The 16,718-nt window shown below is 59.2% G+C and carries 14 protein-coding genes and 2 pseudogenes; 9 read left to right on the forward strand and 7 right to left on the reverse strand.

Annotated elements, in window-relative coordinates; translation table 11 throughout:
- The 4 genes from NKI85_RS35750 to NKI85_RS35765 all read left to right on the forward strand — a co-directional run.
- Positions 1 to 242, forward strand: a 242-nt coding sequence (locus tag NKI85_RS35750) for a hypothetical protein (protein WP_352780530.1), incomplete at its 5' end; no start/stop codon positions are given.
- Positions 243 to 987: 745 nt separating this feature from the next.
- Positions 988 to 1,233 (forward strand): DUF6074 family protein, encoded by a 246-nt coding sequence (locus NKI85_RS35755; RefSeq protein WP_352531710.1) that lies wholly within the window; start codon positions 988 to 990, stop codon positions 1,231 to 1,233.
- A 755-nt stretch (positions 1,234 to 1,988) separates the two neighbouring features.
- Entirely contained in the window at positions 1,989 to 2,264 is a 276-nt protein-coding gene (locus NKI85_RS35760) for a hypothetical protein (RefSeq protein WP_502896233.1), read from the forward strand.
- Positions 2,265 to 2,357: 93 nt separating this feature from the next.
- Positions 2,358 to 2,561, forward strand: coding sequence for a hypothetical protein (locus NKI85_RS35765; RefSeq protein ID WP_352780533.1), 204 nt, complete (start codon positions 2,358 to 2,360; stop codon positions 2,559 to 2,561).
- A 113-nt stretch (positions 2,562 to 2,674) separates the two neighbouring features.
- Here NKI85_RS35765 and NKI85_RS35770 read toward each other — a convergent pair whose 3' ends face one another.
- The 7 genes from NKI85_RS35770 to NKI85_RS35800 all read right to left on the reverse strand — a co-directional run bounded on the left by NKI85_RS35770 (position 2,675) and on the right by NKI85_RS35800 (position 10,532).
- Positions 2,675 to 3,130 carry a YybH family protein gene (locus tag NKI85_RS35770; protein ID WP_352780535.1) on the reverse strand — a complete coding sequence of 152 codons (456 nt, stop codon included), beginning with the start codon at positions 3,128 to 3,130 and terminating at the stop codon, positions 2,675 to 2,677.
- A 585-nt stretch (positions 3,131 to 3,715) separates the two neighbouring features.
- A complete protein-coding gene (locus NKI85_RS35775) occupies positions 3,716 to 5,347 on the reverse strand; it encodes an ABC transporter ATP-binding protein (RefSeq protein ID WP_502896232.1) in 1,632 nt (543 codons plus the stop codon).
- Positions 5,337 to 6,221 (reverse strand): ABC transporter permease, encoded by an 885-nt coding sequence (locus tag NKI85_RS35780; RefSeq protein WP_352531702.1) that lies wholly within the window; start codon positions 6,219 to 6,221, stop codon positions 5,337 to 5,339. Before NKI85_RS35780 ends, NKI85_RS35775 begins: the two co-directional genes overlap by 11 nt.
- Positions 6,218 to 7,264, reverse strand: a complete 1,047-nt coding sequence (locus NKI85_RS35785) for an ABC transporter permease (protein ID WP_352531700.1) — start codon at positions 7,262 to 7,264, stop codon at positions 6,218 to 6,220. The genes NKI85_RS35780 and NKI85_RS35785 overlap by 4 nt, the downstream gene beginning before the upstream one ends.
- A 100-nt stretch (positions 7,265 to 7,364) precedes the next feature.
- Positions 7,365 to 8,972, reverse strand: a complete 1,608-nt coding sequence (locus NKI85_RS35790) for an ABC transporter substrate-binding protein (protein ID WP_352531698.1) — start codon at positions 8,970 to 8,972, stop codon at positions 7,365 to 7,367.
- A 112-nt stretch (positions 8,973 to 9,084) separates the two neighbouring features.
- Positions 9,085 to 9,438 carry a Rieske (2Fe-2S) protein gene (locus NKI85_RS35795; RefSeq protein WP_352531696.1) on the reverse strand — a complete coding sequence of 118 codons (354 nt, stop codon included), beginning with the start codon at positions 9,436 to 9,438 and terminating at the stop codon, positions 9,085 to 9,087.
- A gap of 11 nt (positions 9,439 to 9,449) precedes the next feature.
- On the reverse strand, positions 9,450 to 10,532 hold the full coding sequence (locus NKI85_RS35800) for an amidohydrolase family protein (RefSeq protein ID WP_352483364.1): 1,083 nt from the start codon (positions 10,530 to 10,532) through the stop codon (positions 9,450 to 9,452).
- A 133-nt stretch (positions 10,533 to 10,665) separates the two neighbouring features.
- Between NKI85_RS35800 and NKI85_RS35805 the strand changes: the two genes are divergently transcribed.
- The 5 genes and pseudogenes from NKI85_RS35805 to NKI85_RS35825 all read left to right on the forward strand — a co-directional run bounded on the left by NKI85_RS35805 (position 10,666) and on the right by NKI85_RS35825 (position 16,504).
- Positions 10,666 to 11,523: a LysR family transcriptional regulator gene (locus tag NKI85_RS35805; protein WP_352780537.1), complete on the forward strand. Its 858-nt coding sequence runs from the start codon at positions 10,666 to 10,668 to the stop codon at positions 11,521 to 11,523.
- Positions 11,524 to 11,770: 247 nt separating this feature from the next.
- Complete coding sequence (locus tag NKI85_RS35810; RefSeq protein WP_352780539.1) at positions 11,771 to 12,691, forward strand: FAD-binding oxidoreductase; 921 nt, start codon at positions 11,771 to 11,773, stop codon at positions 12,689 to 12,691.
- 694 nt (positions 12,692 to 13,385) lie between these two features.
- A pseudogene (locus tag NKI85_RS35815) lies at positions 13,386 to 13,529 on the forward strand (LacI family DNA-binding transcriptional regulator); the annotation flags it as partial.
- A gap of 213 nt (positions 13,530 to 13,742) precedes the next feature.
- A pseudogene (locus NKI85_RS35820) lies at positions 13,743 to 14,167 on the forward strand (D-amino-acid oxidase); the annotation flags it as partial.
- 1,035 nt (positions 14,168 to 15,202) lie between these two features.
- Entirely contained in the window at positions 15,203 to 16,504 is a 1,302-nt protein-coding gene (locus tag NKI85_RS35825) for a glucoamylase family protein (protein WP_352780538.1), read from the forward strand.
- Positions 16,505 to 16,718: the final 214 nt, after the last annotated feature.

Genomic DNA, 16,718 nt, shown 5'->3' on the forward strand with positions numbered 1-16,718 from the left:
ATGCCGGCGTGTGCCGGCTTGCTCCGTCGCGCAGCAGCGACGATCAAAGCTATCGTGACGACATCGGCTATTCCGGAACGCCAGCCAATGACACCGGCTCTGAGGACGTCGTCTTCGATCTGGAATCGATGGGGAGCATTGTCGAGATTTTTCCGGCCGCCAGAGTGTCGGCCGCGATGCTGGAAGCGGTCGAGTGCATCAAGGCCGGCAGAGCGCTGCTCGAGGCGAAGCACGGCATATGAGCCGGCGGTGAGATCGCAGCCCGCGAACTGGAAGCCGACCAGTCTGAGGGCGCCGTCGAGCATGTTGAAGATGGCGGAGAAGGCGAGGACGCTATGAGACAAAAAGCCGGCAAAGTGACTGCCATATTCAAACCTTGGACCATCGTGTGGCGGGCTGTTGCCAGCTGCACGGGCGTAAGCGGTTATACTAGCTTCCGCCTTCGCCCTTAAGTTCGCGCGTTTTGGCGAAGACTAAACGCTGTCGTGCAGAGCCGAACTCTCGCCACGATTAAGGGTTTCAAAAGAACGGCAGTTCCTCTCAAATGCAAACGGGTACTGCTTTGGCAGAGCTTGAGTTTCGTCGACGGTCGCGCCTCTTACGGACGCCTCATTCGACCAGACGGGAACGCGGAAACATTGTCTTCAACGACGCCGGAACCGGCAGCCTCTTCGGCTTGGCCAGCGCCTGTCAGGGGCTCGAGAAACGGCTCCGCCGTCATCGACAATCCTAGCCAGTTCAAGTCGTGAGCCAGGCAGCTTTCTACGGCTGTTTTACTGAAGAGCGGACAGCGGCCAATGTCCGCTCTAACCCATTCCTGCCCGACAGTTTGCGCCCAAGCCATCGCGCTCATTGGCTAGTCGCGGCACCGTTCACCGACCCCACAGAACTCTTACTACATGCTCACCTGCCAAAAAGAATACGCCGTTAACCAGATTTTCTAACCCGCCAATGCTTAATCGCGAGACTGAATGGGTGAGGTGATCGGTGTCAAACATAAGCGCGTTTCCGCTGTATCGGCGGCGGAAGTTGGTCGAGGGAATTGCCCGCGCGCTGGAATCCAAGAACGGGGAGGATGCGAATGCGTTCTGGCGCAGCACCGCCAAGACAATTCTCGTTCAGTTGTCCGAATCAGGAATTGCACCCGGGCGCGCCGAACAGGAAGTTGGAGCGCTTCTTCATGCCGTCTTAGGCGAGATAGCCAGCCGGAGTGCTGCGAAACGCACACGCTAGCGTCGACTCACGACGAATGATTGCCGCTTGCAGACTCGACTAGGCTTCGCACGGGTTACCAGCACTGCTGCCGTCATGCTAGGTTTCTCAACCCCTTATTGCAATATGCTCATCCGTCACTGGCTCGCCCGAGCCAGTTTCGGCAAAAGGCAGGCAACTAGCGCGGCTCCCGCCCAAAAAGCCAGTTCGAATATTTCATTGTCTACTCCAGCTGGAACGCGCCCGGTGGCAGCCAGCTGGAAACCTGGCAGAGCCAATCAATTGAGATCGTGAAACATGCCACTTACGCCAATCGTTACGCTCGCTGCCCATCGCCGCGCTGGCCGTAATCATCGTCCGTCGCGGTCTATAATGGGTCGGCTGGCTGCTCCGCGTCGGCGCAATCCTGAATGCCGAAGGACTAGCGCGGCCATGGACGGGCAAGCGCAGGTCCTGCTGCGATGTTTGGTGAATCCGGTTTGCTGGGCTTGCGTTCCATGGTGGCTCTATCGGCTGGAATAAGCTTCCGGCGGCAGTGTTCGTTCGAATGATGCTTTTCCGTTGCCCTGAGCGCAAGTTTTTGGTCAGCCAGCACAGCGCCTCCTCTTAAGCTCGCTGGTGGTCAAGGCCCAGCGGCCTCTAGCTGCCAGTCCCTCCCGCAACCAAGCCGCTGGGCCATACCCGCTGGAGCGAAGCGCGCTGTCTCGCACATTAGCAACCCCTTGATTAAGGCCGTACACGCTCATTTCATGAAGCGGGGAATTGGAATTGGTGACGTGGTCGCAATCACCGCGACTGTACGGAGGCGGGTCACAGAGGACCGCGTAAGCGTCTCGATTCCGAGCTATGGCTCCCCGCACTCGATCGTCGATCGCACGAAGGTGAATCGCGGCCAGCAAATTGAACTGAGTGGTGAGGTCACCCGGATCGATGACGAGAAGGTGACGATCGACCTTGGACCGCCGGTGACAGTCGACACCGACAAGGTCGGGCTGGTCGAGAAATACCGCCCGCAGAAGCGCAAGAAGCCACTGCGCGACAGGGTGGACTAAGTTATCATACCCCGCCATCTCCGTGTCCGTTCGTACTGCTATCTTCGGAACTGCTTGGCGCTATGCCGCGTTAATCTTCGGTAAGAAAGCAACATGTCTAGGCAAAAAGAAGACTATCGGACAAACAGAGCCGACTATGCGATTGCTGAGAAGGCGCGAGCGACCGTGGATGGCGATCGCAATGAGCTGCCGGCCAGAAAAAAGAAGTCCCTCTTGGTAAGCGATCGGCGATCCGCCAAATTGGCGGCAAATCCATTGGAAAGCGCGCCAGACCCGAAAGCCAAACCGCGCGGTTAGCCGGTCCCATCGTTTTGCCTATCAACAGCGCTGGCAATAGGGCACCAGATCCCGGTCAATAGAGCCGCCCTAGCCTTCGCAAAGACGGTCGATGAGGGCCCGGATATCAATCCCTATTGGGCCGCACCTAAGTTCCAGATGTCCCGATGCAGGCGCCATGTCCCGTCGTCGCCCTTTTTCCAGACGACGAGATACTTGCCCGCAACGGTGGAGAGGGCACCGCCTTTGCTCGGCACATCGAGCGTAAATGCGCCAACTTCGTAGGCGAGGTTCGCCCTCTCTTCCACTTCCAGCGACTTCAGGGTGAGATTCTTCATCCCGCCTTTGATCGCACCCTGCCAGAATTCTTCCACGCCCTTGCGGCCATCAACGCGCTTGCCGTCGGGCGGCAGCACGGCGGCATCCTCGGTATACATTTGACCCACCGCCGCCGCATTTCCGCTGTTGAAGGCGTCCGTGAATTTCGTCAGCGCCGCTTCGATGTCCTCGCGAGCCGACTGGGCGGCCGCAGACAACGCAGACGAAAGAAGCAGCACAGCAGCAAAAGCAAATGACTTAACCAGTCTCATCTCGTCCTCCCTTTGCGTGTTCGACATATTCGCCGGATGAATAGCCCCAACCCGAGTGCGCCGCCGCGTCCGCTCAATGATCGGATCATGATTTACATTAGGCTTATCTGATATGATGGCGCAAGCGCAGCGGCGCAGCCGGGACCGGCGCGCACAGCCTCACCAGCGAGCGTTTCGGCGCCGCTGTAGAAATTGGGGAAGCGGGGGCGAGGATCCTGGCAGAGCGGTTGTGCTGGCGCCGCAATGATGCTTTGCTGCGACCCAATCACTGCCACTGAAGGTGACCGACTACCTTTGGAAGGGGCAGCATGCTGAAAAGTATTCTGTCGGCGCCGCTGGGCATCGTTTTCATGCGTGGCGGGCCAATCACATATATCTTGAATGTCGTCGACATATGACAGAGTCATGCATCGGCGGTCATAAAGGTCTTGATGAACCTGGCTTAGTGCCGTGCTCGCGTTCATCTCGCCAATCAATTGATTTGTGCGGCGAGAACCGTCAATTTTCCCGCATTGTTGCGTACGGCCGACCGCGAAGCTGTAAAATCGTGGCGATATGGAAGACACGCGATGCTCTGCCCGACGATCATATCCTCCGGCTGGCCAGCAGCCTTGTGAGCCAGTCCGGATCCATTTCTGGCACGGAGGATAAAAGCCGTTCGGTATAGGGGGCATGCGGCGGCGTCAGAATTTCGCTCTTCAATCCCTGCTCGACGACTTTCCCCTGGTGCATGACCACAATTTGGTCGGCGATCGCTCGCACGGTGGCAATGTCATGGGTGATGAAAATGTAGCTCATGCCGAGCTCGCGCTGAAGCCGCATTAAGAGCTTCAGGATTTCCTCCTGCACAATCTGGTCGAGCGCAGACGTGATTTCGTCGCAGATGATGAGTTCCGGATCGGCGGCCAACGCTCGGGCGATGCAAACGCGCTGCTTCTGGCCCCCCGAGAGTTCGGCCGGCAGACGGTCCAGGTAAGTTTCGCTCATCTCGACCATGTGCATGAGTTCGCCGATCCGCCGATCCCGCTGCGCACCCTTGAGGCCACGGTAGAATTCAAGCGGCCGAGCTACGACTTCTTCGACTGTCTGGCGCGGATTTAGGGCGTTGTCGGGCATTTGATAAATCATCTGTATGCGGCGCAGAATCTCTTTTGGGCGCGTCTTAAGGGTCTTAGAAAGGGCCTGGCCGGCAAAGGAAATCGACCCCGAAAGCGGCGGCAACAGGCCGGTAACGACGCGAGCGAGCGTCGATTTCCCGGAACCGGACTCGCCCACCACAGCCACTGTTCTTCCCCGTGGAACTTTGATGGAGACATCCTGGAGCACCTGGACCGTCCGGGCGTAAGCCGCGGTGATGTTGTCTATCGTAAGCAGATATTCATCGGCCGGAACTTCGGGCTTGGCGAGCTTGCGCACGGCCCAGAGCGTTTTGGTATATTCCTGGCTGGGCGAGGCGAGCATCTGGCGTGTTTCAGCCTCCTCCACGGTAAGTCCATGACGCAAAACCATGATGCGGTCCGCCATTTGCGCCACCACCGCCAGATCATGCGTCACATAGATTGCAGCCGTGTTGAATTCCTGCACGATGTTGCGAATGGCGGCGAGAACTTCGACCTGCGTCGTCACATCGAGTGCCGTCGTTGGCTCGTCGAAGACGATGAGGTCCGGATGACAAGCCATCGCCATCGCGGTCATTGCGCGTTGCAATTGTCCGCCGGAAACCTGATGAGGATAGCGGAAGCCGATGGTCTCCGGATCTGGAAGCTGAAGACGCCGATAAAGATCGACCGCACTCCGGTTCGCTTTCTCGCGGCTGGCAATCCCATGCGCCACTACAGTTTCAACAGTCTGGTCGAGGAGTCGGTGGGCCGGATTGAAAGAGGCCGCTGCGCTTTGCGCGACATAGGCAATGCGGGAGCCTCTGAGGCGGCGGCGCCCTGTCTCGTTGAGTGCCAGAAGATCGATCCCGTCGAACAGGATCGAGCCCTGTGTGATACGGCAGCCCGGCTTGGCGTAACCCATCGCCGCAAGGCCAATGGTGGATTTGCCGGCGCCAGACTCGCCGATCAGGCCCAGAACCTCCCCCCGCTTCAGCGCCAGATCGACCCCGCGGACAATGGGATGCCACCGCTCGTCCGAGAAACCTTCCACATGCAGATTGCGGATCTGAAGTAGATCCTTGCCTTTTTCGCGCAAGCCGGGACCGCTATTTCTCATCGCGCAACCCGCTGGTTGCGTGCAGGAACCAGTCCACTACGAAATTCACGGACACCGTGAGGAGGGCGATGGCGCCGGCCGGCAGCAGCGGCGTAACATCGCCGTAGGTGATCAGGGTCGCATTCTCGCGCACCATCGACCCCCAATCAGCGGTCGGCGGCTGAATACCAACACCCAGGAAGGACAGTGCCGCGATCGTGAGGAATACGAAGCAAAATCGCAAGCCGAACTCCGCGACCAGCGGCGGCATGACATTGGGAAGGATTTCCTTGGCGATGATCCATTTCGGGCCTTCGCCGCGCAATCGCGCCACCTCGACATATTCCATCACGGCCACGTTAAGCCCGACGGCACGTGATAGCCGAAACACGCGCGTGGAATCGAGCAGCGCGATGATGATGATCAGGCTGGTGATCGACGAGCCGAAGATCGAGAGCAGCACCAGAGCGAAGATCAGACTTGGGATCGACATCAACACATCCACGGCACGCGACAGTATCTGGTCGAGCCATCCCCTGTACAATGCGGCAAGAAGGCCGAGCGAGACGCCAACCGCGAAGGACAGCAATGTGGTGGCGACCGCGATACCGATGGTGTTGCGCGCTCCGTAGATCAAGCGTGTGAGCATATCGCGGCCGAGCTGGTCGGTTCCCAATTTGAACTGCTGGCTCCACGGTGCGAAGGCTTCGCTGAAGACCTGCGTTTCGCCGTATGGGGCTATCCAGTGCGCGAACACCGCAACGATGACATAGCCGAGGATCACGAGGATGCCGAACCATGCACTGAAGGGTGCCTTCTTCAGCGCCGTCTTCGCCCGGGTGGTGCGCGAGCGCCTCAGCCTGTGAACCTGAGCGATGGGTTCGTAGCTGGTCATCGTGGATGCAAGAGCCTTGGATTGGTGGCGATCGAAATGATGTCGGCGGTCAGATTGAGCAGGATGTAGGTCGCGGCGAAAATCAGGGCGCAGGCCTGGACAACCGGAACATCCCTGGATTTCACCGCATCAACCATCAGCTGACCAATGCCCGGATAGACGAACACGACCTCGACCACGACCACTCCGACGACGAGATAAGCAAGATTGAACGCCACCACCGTGACGATCGGAGCCCATGCGTTGGGCAAGGCATGCCTGAGTACAATTGCCATGGGCGACATTCCCTTGAGACGCGCCATGTCGATATAGGGGCTTGCCAGCATGTTGATGATCGCCGCTCGTGTCATTCTCATCATGTGGGCAACGATGACGAGCGTAAGCGTGATCGCCGGCAAGGCTACTCTCCAGACATGCTCCCAAAACGGCGTCTGGTCGTTCACATTCGACAATGTCGGGAACTTGGGAACTGCGTTGAGTATCCAGTTCAGTGAGACCGCAAGCCAGTGCGGCAGGGATTGTGCGAACTCGGATCCGATGAACGTGTCGCGCGAGATGACGAGGTAGGCAAGCATATAGGCGACAAAAAACTCCGGGAACGAAATGGTTGTCAGCGTCACTGCGTTCACCAGCCGGTCGAACCAGCCATTGCGGTAGAGCGCAGCGAGGATGCCCAGTCCCAGGGCCAGCGGAACTGCTATCAGCGCGGTCATCGATGCAAGGAACATCGTATTGTAGAGGCGTGGCGCGATGATCTCGGCCACGGTGCGCCGGTACCCGGTGCGGCTCGCGAACGAAGAGCCGAAATCACCGTGGAGCATCTGCCCGACCCAGACGAAGTAGCGCTCGACAGGCGGACGGTCGATGCCAATTTCTCGCTGGAAGGCGGCGACCGTTTCGGGTGTCGCGGATTGCCCGAGCATCGCCTTGGCGAAGTCGCCCGGCAGCATTGCAATCGCAGAGAAGATAATGATGGACACGATGAACAGCGTGACCAGGCCGAGGCCAAGGCGCTGCAGAACCGTTCTTGCGACGGGGTTCATGGGTATGCTTTTCTCGTTGCTGCCGCCGCCCTGCCACACCAGTCAGGGCACGCGGTTGCAAGCCGGAGCCTAATAGCCATCGCGGGTCCGGCCCGCACTCTCACGCAGTGGCGATCCACCAGCGTTCGGCCATCTTCAGTCCATCGTTCTCCCAGTTCGGCGCCACCTCGCCATGTGCGAGCTTGCTGGATTTGGCGCTGACAAAATTGTTGAAGACCAGCACGATGCTGCCGCCATCGTCATGGGTCAGTTGCTGCATCTCGGCATACATTGCCGCCCGCTTGGCCTCGTCCGTCTCGGCGCGCGCCTGGACAAGCAACTCGTTGAAGCGGGGATTTTTCCAGAACGATTCGTTCCAGCTGGAGTCCGCGGCGAAGGCTTGCGTGAACATCCAGTCGGCCGTCGCGCGACCGCTCCAATAGGAAGCGCACCAAGGTTTCTTGAGCCAGACATTGTCCCAATAGGCGTCCTCAGCCTCACGCACGACGTTTACGTCGATGCCGCACTGGGCTGCCGTCTCGCGGATGAGGGCAGCCGCGTCCACAGCGCCTGCAAAAGCGGCATCGGCGACCGAGAGGTCCACCTTCAGCTTTTCCATTCCGGCCTTTTTCAGATAGTGCTTGGCTTTTTCGGGATCAAAACTGTGTTGCGGCTGCGGATTCGTAGCGAATTTGATCGCCGGCGCGATCGGGTTGTCGTTGGCCACAGTGGCGTGGCCGAGAAAGATCTTGTCGACGATCTCCTGACGGTTGATCGCCCATTTCAAAGCCATTCGGACGTCTGGATTGTCGAACGGCGCCACCGTGACATTCATCGGCAAGGTATAGTGGCCATAGCCGGTGACCTCTACGATCTCCACCTTGGGATTGCGTTTCAACATGCCTAGGGTCTTGAGGTCGGCGCGGCCAATATAGTCCACCTCGCCTGTCGATAACGCGGCCATGCGAGCGGCGAGATCGGTGATGGCGATGAACTCCACCTCGTCGAGATAGGGTTTGCCGTTCTTGAAGTAGTTCGGATTGCGCTTGAGTTTTGCCGAAACTCCGGGCTGGAAATTCTCAAGCACGAAAGCACCGGTGCGAACGCCCGATCCCCAATCCGCCTTGCCGTCCTTGGCCGGCATGATGACCAGATGGTAGTCACTCATGATGTAGGGGAAATCGGCGTTGCCGCTTTTCAGCGTGAAGACAACCGTTTCCGGGCCATCCGCCTTGATGCTCGCGACGGGCTCAAGCAGCGGCTTCGCCGCCGATTTGGTTTCGTCGCCCATATGATAGCGCAGCGAAGCCACGACGTCGTCCGCCGTTACATTCTTGCCGTTGTGGAAGGTTGCGCCCTTGCGCAGCTTGAAGGCCCAGGTTTTGGCCCCGTCCGATGATTCAAAGCTCTCGGCCAGGTCCGGTTGGACGTTGCCTTTCGCGTCGACCTCGGTGAGGCTGTTGGACATCGAGCCCGAGAACGCGGTTTGTGTGAACGTATCCGGGTAGCCGGCCGGATCGATCGAATCCGTTGTTGCGCCATGTGCCATGCCGAGCTTGGCGAAGCCGCCCTGCAGCGGTTCGGCCCGTGCCGTGCTGACGAAGAGCTTGTCCGCAGCGGCGACGGTCAGCCCCGTGGCCAGCCCAAGATGAATGAAGTCGCGACGAGAAACCTTGTCGCGACCAATCAGGCTTTGAGCGATACTAAGCTTGTATTCAGACTCTGACATTTGACTCTCCCATTGCGGATTTTCCGCGTTATTGTTCGTCAATCACCTGTGAAGAAATCTGCTCATTAGCCGCGATCACCTTTTCTTCTAGCTCCTCAAATCCATACCTCAATCAGGCCGTCACATAGATGCTCCCTGCCTCGACGGTGACTGGAAATGTGCGCGCTCGAACGGACGGATCGACCAAAGCCGCGCCTGATTTGATATCGAATTCCCAGCCATGCCAGGCGCACCGCACAATCTCGTTTTCGCGATGGTAGATGAATTGCGCCTGTTCAACCGGTGCCGTTGTTCCGCATTGCGGTCCCTCGCAAAGCGGAGCGCCGCGGTGCGGACAAACGTTCAGCAGCGCGTGGAATGAATCTCCGATGCGGAAAACCCCGACCGAAAGGCTGCGGATCTTGGCGATGAAGGCAGATCCGGTTTCGATCTCGTCGACACGGCAGATATATGTCTTCTCGGGCATCGTCTGCTTCCTCAGGCGGCATTCGCCGCTTGCGCGCGGGGGATGCGTTTGTAGACCTCCAGCGCATTCAGCCCCATGATCTTGCTCTTCCAGGCGGGAGGGATTTGCAGCGTGTTGGCGTCGTCGTAATCCCAATGCGGATAATCGGAGGCAAACATCAGCGTATTTTCCCCGTCCATCGCTTCGAGAGTGGACCAGAGATGCTGAATGTTTGCGGGCTGCTCCAGCGGCTGCGTGGAAAAGCGGATGTTGCGCCGGCAATATTCCGACGGCAGCATCTTCAGCCATGGCGTCTCTTTGCGCAGCGCTTTGTAATCCGCATCCAGGCGCCACAATACCGACGGCACCCAGGCCACGCCGCATTCGATGATGACGAAGTAGAGGTCCGGCCATTTTTCGAACACGCCATGCGCAATCATGCTTGCGACATGTGAAATCGCCGACATGTGCAGGATGGCGTGCGTCTCCCAGAAGAACGTCGTCGGGGCAGGAGCAATCGCGGTCGAATTCACGCCGCCATGGCCGCCCAGATGAATGGCAAAGGGCAGCCCCACTTCGGCGCATGCTTCATAGATCGGGTGGTAAAACGGGTCGCCATACGGCTTGACGGAGCCTTGCGAGGCAAGAACCTGAACCATCCGGGGATGATTGCCCAAGCGGCGTATCTCGGCGGCCGCGAGCTTCGGATCCTGTGGCGCAATGATGATCGAGCCCATGAAGCGATCGTCCTTCGGCAGCCACTGGTCGATCTGGTAGTCATTGTAGGCGCTGACGAGGGCGCTGGCATAATAGGGATTGGCGAGGGTGGAAGCCTCGATCGGCTCATCGCCGGTCAGGATCGCCACATCGACCTTGTACTTGTCGAGGTGCTTCTCTTTCATGATGAGATAGTTGTCGGCTTCCGTTTTCGGACGGACGTCCTTGCGGGAGAAGTCCTGCGGATGAAACCAGGGACGATGGCCATGCGGGAAGGCGCCAACGGGACCTGTCTTCTCGCCTTCGACGAACATGTCCTTCCATAGGCCGGAAAGGTAAGGCTCCAATACGGTGGCGCTTGACCAGTAATTGTGACAATCGCAGTCGACTATGAACACGTTGCTCAGCTCCGTAGCTTCAGCCTGGTCGATGCTGCCGGCCGAATTCTCCCATGCAGCTTCCGCCTTGAGTATTGTTTGATCAAGCTTATGATCCAGCGCAATATGATCGACTTTTTCGATTGGAGGTCACGTGCAGCTAGATCACATCGAAACCTTTCTCGACATCATCGAGTCGCGAAATTTCAATCGCACCGCCGATCGGCTGGGGTTGACCCAGTCGACGATCAGCACCCGGATCAAGAATCTGGAGAGCGCGATCGGGTCCGAGCTCTTCCAGCGCGGGCGCGCCGGTGCTGAGCCGACAGCCGCCGGACGGCGGTTCGAAGCCTACGCCAGATCCCTGCTGTCAACCTGGTCGCAAGCTCGACACGATGTGCGAGCGTTCAACCGTTTCGAGGGCACCTTGCGCATCGCCGCACAGGTAGGCATGACCCGGTCGGTCCTGCCCGGATGGGTCGAGACACTGTGCCAGGCCCTTCCAAAATCCTCGATCCATGTCGAGTCGGATTATTCGAACCAGATGGTCAGCGACCTAAGCATGGGAAATCTGGATATCGCCGTGCTTTATGCGCCTCGCTACCTGCCTGAGATCGCCTACGAACATCTGATGGTCGAGGAATATGTGATGGTTTCGACGACCGCCGGAACGCTGTCCGACGTCGACCCTGAAACCTACATTCGCCCGGGCTACACCGCCGTGCTGGAAAAGACGCACGCAGAGCTGCTGGCCGAGTTGGCGATCTGTCGGCTTTCGACGGGATCGGAAACTCTGGCGGAGATCATGCTCCGACGAACGGGCGGCACCTGCTATATGCGCAGCGACGATGCGCGCAGGTTCACTGCTGAACTCCCATCGTTCCTCGTCGAGGGAGCGCCGACGCTGCATCAGCCAGTCCACACCGCGATACTCGCGCGTCGCAAACACGAACCTATTATTCGCAAAGGCATCCGAGCTCTCCAGGTGGCTGTAATGTCACTGGAAGTTTAATCGAAATTGCCGATCATAAAGGTAGGATTGCGCGGCTGTTCAGCGAGGTTTGAAGTGGCATCTTGGCTCGACTTCAAACCCGAGTTGAATGATGAATGCACACGCGGCCTTAGGAGCCTCCGGCTTCGTCCCAACAAAGCGTCACCGGCAGTGGGCACAGACCACACCGCAGCTTGTGCTCTGCCGGCGCGTGATCGACGAAACGCACGATGTGAAAACATTCGTTCTCACACCCGCTTCTGATCGGATGTTCTGCTTCAGCGCTGGCCAGTATGTTCTGGTGCACCTGAGGATCGACGGTGCCGCGGTGACGCGCTCCTACTCTGTGTCGTCACCACCGACGCGACCGCTCGACCTTCAGATCACCGTGAAACGGACGCCGGACGGGCTCGTTTCGAATTGGCTCCATGACAATTTGAGGCCGGGCGATGGGATCGAGATCGAAGGGCCGCTCGGCTCGTTCAATCTCGACGATCTGCCGCATGGAAAGTCCCTCTTCCTTTCAGGTGGCAGCGGGATAACTCCCGTCATGTCGATGCTGCGGGCACTTACCGACCGCGCAGCCGACCAGGATATCCACTTCATTCACAGTGCGAGAACGCCGGACGACATCATCTTTCGGCTCGAACTGGACGCACTTGCTGCTCGCTTTCCCAATGTTCAAGTGACTTGCATTTGCCGTCAGGAAGACCCAGCCTGGACCGGTCCAACTGGACGCATTAACAGTCAGATGCTCCTCAATCTGGTTCCCGATCTCCACAGCCGCACCGTCTTTGCCTGTGGGCCGGAATCCTACATGAAGGCGGCACGCGGCTGCCTGGACGCGATCGCCCTCGCCCCTTCACAGTATCATGAGGAGAGCTTCGGAGGCGGCAACAGTTCGCGTTCAGTATTGGCTTCAAAGATTTCGTCTTCGGTCCGCTTCGCCCGCTCCGGCATTGCGCATCACTGCGCGCCCGGAGAGACCCTGCTGGAAGCGGCGCGCCAATGTGGCGTCTACGTCCCCACCGCCTGCCAGCAGGGAGTTTGCGGTACGTGCCGGATCGCCAAGCTGTCCGGCGAAGTCGTCATGGATGACCTAGGCGGGCTGACCTTGGAGGACAAATCGGCAGGTTACATACTGGCGTGCTGCAGCCGCCCACAAGGCGACGTTTTGCTTGATCTCTGATTGTACCGCATCGCGGGACGAAATCGGATCACCCCTTTGCGTTCCACGACCAAGCCATCCTAATGCGACCGCAAGTGGTTAGCGTTTCGGAACCTGTTGTCCAGCCTACCACTTTCACCAGCGAAATCGTCTCGTGCACAATCACTAGGAAATGAGTGCCCAATCGGCTGTCTTTGCAACCAAGACAAAGGGCAAGTGGTGGTCAGCCCAGCCAGATCCTTCGCATGTACTCGTATACAGTGGCGAACCCAGTGACTTACGGCACCAAATGATGTCTGCCCGACTCGTAATGCTGTCCGAGCCCAAAGGTGACGCTAGAGCCCTCCGAGGTTTATAAGCGCGGTGGTTGCGGGGACATGCAACCACCGATGTTCGCTGATCGTGCGATATTCGATCCCGCTGAGAGCGGTTTTTGTCCACTCCTGCCCTTTCTATCTCGCTTTGAATGAAAGGCCACGAACGGCGAACATCTATGTTTGGGTACAGGTTATGAGATGCCGGAACGATTGCGTGCCTAGAGGCACTTGACCCGCCGGTCGGCCCGGCAACAAGATTAAAATCCTATTTGCGGAAAGAACGTGCACAAGCGGCCTTGGTACTTTGAGAACGCACCGATATGCGGCACAAGGGTGGCTGCAATGCTGGGCCGGATGCTCCCGGCATGCCGCCCAGGTCGCCGGAGGATCGATAGGTCTTGACGCAGAAGGGGATCACCCTGAAAGACGTTGCCGCCGCGGCAAACGTATCGCGTGCGACGGCTGCGCGGGCGCTCAACAGCTACGGCTATGTCGGCGACGAGACTGCGCTTCGCGTCATCGAGGCAGCCGACAGGTTGGGCTATCGGGCCAACCGCGTCGCCCAGGCGCTGCGCAGCGGGCAATTGCCTCTCGTCGGCTTCGTGTCCGGCGACATTCAGAATCCGTTCTTCGCCCGCATTGCCCATGACGTCGAGGCGGAGTTGCGCAAGCACCACAAGGGGGCCGCCAGGACACGGTGCTCGAAAAGTAACGTGGCGGCCATCAACCTCTTCAAGAGAAGCTCCGCCGCCGCCGCTCCGATCGCCGAAATTGGCGTTCATCTCCTCGACACCACGCCGATCTCATTGCTCGTAAAGACCAGACCGATCAAGATCGCTCTCCGCGCGGTGCTGAACACGCCGCGCGTGGCCGTGCGTCCAACGCCCGACGGCGCACTGGTCTTGGACTCGGCCGTCCTAAGGCTATTCGACGAAGCCAGTGCCGTGCTCGATGGGAATCCCGGCTCCAACTCAACGGCTATGCCGTCGGCCCGAAGCCGATCCCCGGCGATGGCGAGCCTGTGCTTGGCGCCGTCGAGGCTGTCACCGGCGTATACGTGGCCTTCAGCCACAGCGGCGCCACGTTCGGACTCATCGCTGGTGAGTTGCTTGCGAGGGAGATCGCCTCCAGCAACCCGCACCCCATGCTTACAAGCTTCCGCGTGAACCGTTTCGGCTGAAAAGCCGATCTGAAGGCCGACAGCCGTAATGTCGCGCCCCGCCCTGGCGTCCGTTGATTGATGTCCTGGGAGCCACGCGTGCCTCCGGTGGCCACTCCAAGATTCAATCACGGACACGCAGCCAATGGTGCCGGCATTTGTTGAGCGTGGAGTTTTGACAATCTGCAATTGTCGGCCAAGGCGGCGACTGACTCTCCCTAATCGAGCACTGTCTACAAATGCGAGCATCAGAAATACAAGCCCCGCCTTTTCGTACGCCAGCCTATCTAATGCTACTTCGGTTTTCGTCCGCATCTTACGCCCGCAAGAGCTGTTCGTATCGTGCGATCAGGCTGCTTTGGGACCTGCGGCGCGGTACAGTCCATAGCCCGCCCTCATGAGCAAACCTTCCTCGCACATCCTGGCGAGGCAGCAGCGAGGAACGCCGATGTCGGTCAGATCTTTTGTCCGGACTTCACCCTTCTCAACAGCCAGCGAGCCGGCCCGCTCCCTCAATGTCGGCTTCGGGCCACCGGCAAGCGGAATCCGCTCGGCGCGGTCGCGATCACGCTTCCGCAACCTGACAATGGGCTCTGGCGTAGTACTGAGGGGAATCGGCAGCTCGGAGTTCGCAGTTTCGTTCGGCCGGGGAGCCATCGCCTTTTCTACGCCATGGCGCGATGATGCTCGCCAGCACCCATGTTTCCCGAAGCTGCGATCCTGCTGGGATGGCTGCAAACCGCGGAGAAGCCGATCGAAGTCAGTGAGAAGCTAGCGTATTGCTCTGCCCTCGACTAGGCCTGCAAAGTCCTCATATGGATTCGGCGGCCGCATAGTGAAAAGACCTGCACACGGCGGGATTGCGCAGCAAAGCGGACGCTTAGCGGCAATGCGCCGAACGTCTTGATCGGGCCATTAGCGGAATGGCGGCTTCTGGTGTTCGAACCTAGTTATAGAGACACCTGGGCCAGCGCGAGCATCGTCGTGACATGACCCAAAGGCGACAAGACGACCAAAAAGGTGGGAAGCGCAGCGAACCCGTCTATATCGACAGCCATGGATGCATCGAGCGACCACCCGCAGAACGACGAGCTTCTCTCGGACATCCAGCGCCTGTCCTTCGACTATTTTCTCAAAGAGGCCAACCCGGCGAATGGCCTGATCGCCGACCGCAACACCCCGGGGTCACCGGCCAGCATCGCCGCCGTCGGGCTCGCCCTGTCGGCCTATCCCGTCGGTGTCGAGCGCGGTTTCATGACGCGCGCCGCCGCCGCTGAACGGACGCTCGCCACGCTTCGCTTCTTCTGGAACGCGCCGCAAGGGCCCGAAGCCGACGCAACGGGCCACAAGGGCTTCTACTACCATTTCCTCGACATGGAGACCGGCCGCCGCGTCTGGAAGTGTGAGCTGTCCACGGTCGATACGGCACTTCTGCTTGCCGGTGCGCTGGCCGCCGGCGCCTATTTTGGCGAGGACGATGAATCCGAACTGCAAATCCGGCGGCTTGCCGATGCGCTCTACCGGCGCGCCGACTGGCGATGGGCGCAGAACGGCGGCGCCACCCTCACCCATGGCTGGCGGCCTGGAAAAGGCTTCCTGCGCTATCGCTGGCAAGGCTACGACGAAGCGGTGATCCTTTATGTGTTGGGCCTCGGCTCGCCAACCCATCCGCTGCCGCCCGAGAGCTACGCGGCCTGGCTATCCACCTACAAGTGGAAAAAGCTCTATGGCCGGGAACTGGTTTACGCCGGTCCACTTTTCATCCACCAGCTCTCGCATATCTGGATCGATTTTCGCGGCATCCGCGATGCTTCCATGCGCAACCACGACTGCGACTATTTCGAGAACAGCCGCGAGGCAACCTACCTGCAACGCGACTACGCCATTCGCAATCCGAAGGGCTTCAGCGGTTATGGCGAGAATTGCTGGGGCATCACCGCCAGCGACGGCCCAAGCCCGACAAAACGCCAAATCACGGTCGGTGGCCGCCGCTTCTTCGGCTATCTGGCGCGCGGTGCGCCATTCGGCCCTGATGATGGGACGTTGTCGCCGTGGGCAGCGATTACCTCATTGCCCTTCGCGCCAGAGATCGTTCTGCCGGCACTGCGCTATTTCCACGAGATCGACCTGCAAGAGGGCAACCCTTACGGCTTCACCGCAAGCTTCAATCCGACAATAGCAGCCGCCGACGGCCGGCCCTGCGGTTGGGTATCGCCGGACCATGTCGGCATCAATCAGGGGCCGATCACTCTGATGATAGAGAACTACCGCTCGGGCTTCGTGTGGCGCCTGATGCGCCGCGTGCCGGCCATCATCGCGGGACTGCACCGAGCCGGTTTTTCGGGCGGTTGGCTATAACAAGTCGATATGACAAAGCTCCACGACTGATACCGGAACTCTTGACTGCTAGCGCATGCCGCATTTGCTGCAAATGTCGGCTTAGCGGCGCATTGCTTCTCGGCAGCATAGGGGCCGGGAGCCGTCGGTCTGCTTCGGATCAGCGGCTGGCGAACGCGGACATAGCTTGTCGGAAGCTCCCGAGCAAATGCCGGCTTCCTAATTTCTACGCCCG

The sequence above is a fragment of the Mesorhizobium sp. M0571 genome, assembly GCF_040320985.1.
GTDB lineage: Bacteria > Pseudomonadota > Alphaproteobacteria > Rhizobiales > Rhizobiaceae > Mesorhizobium.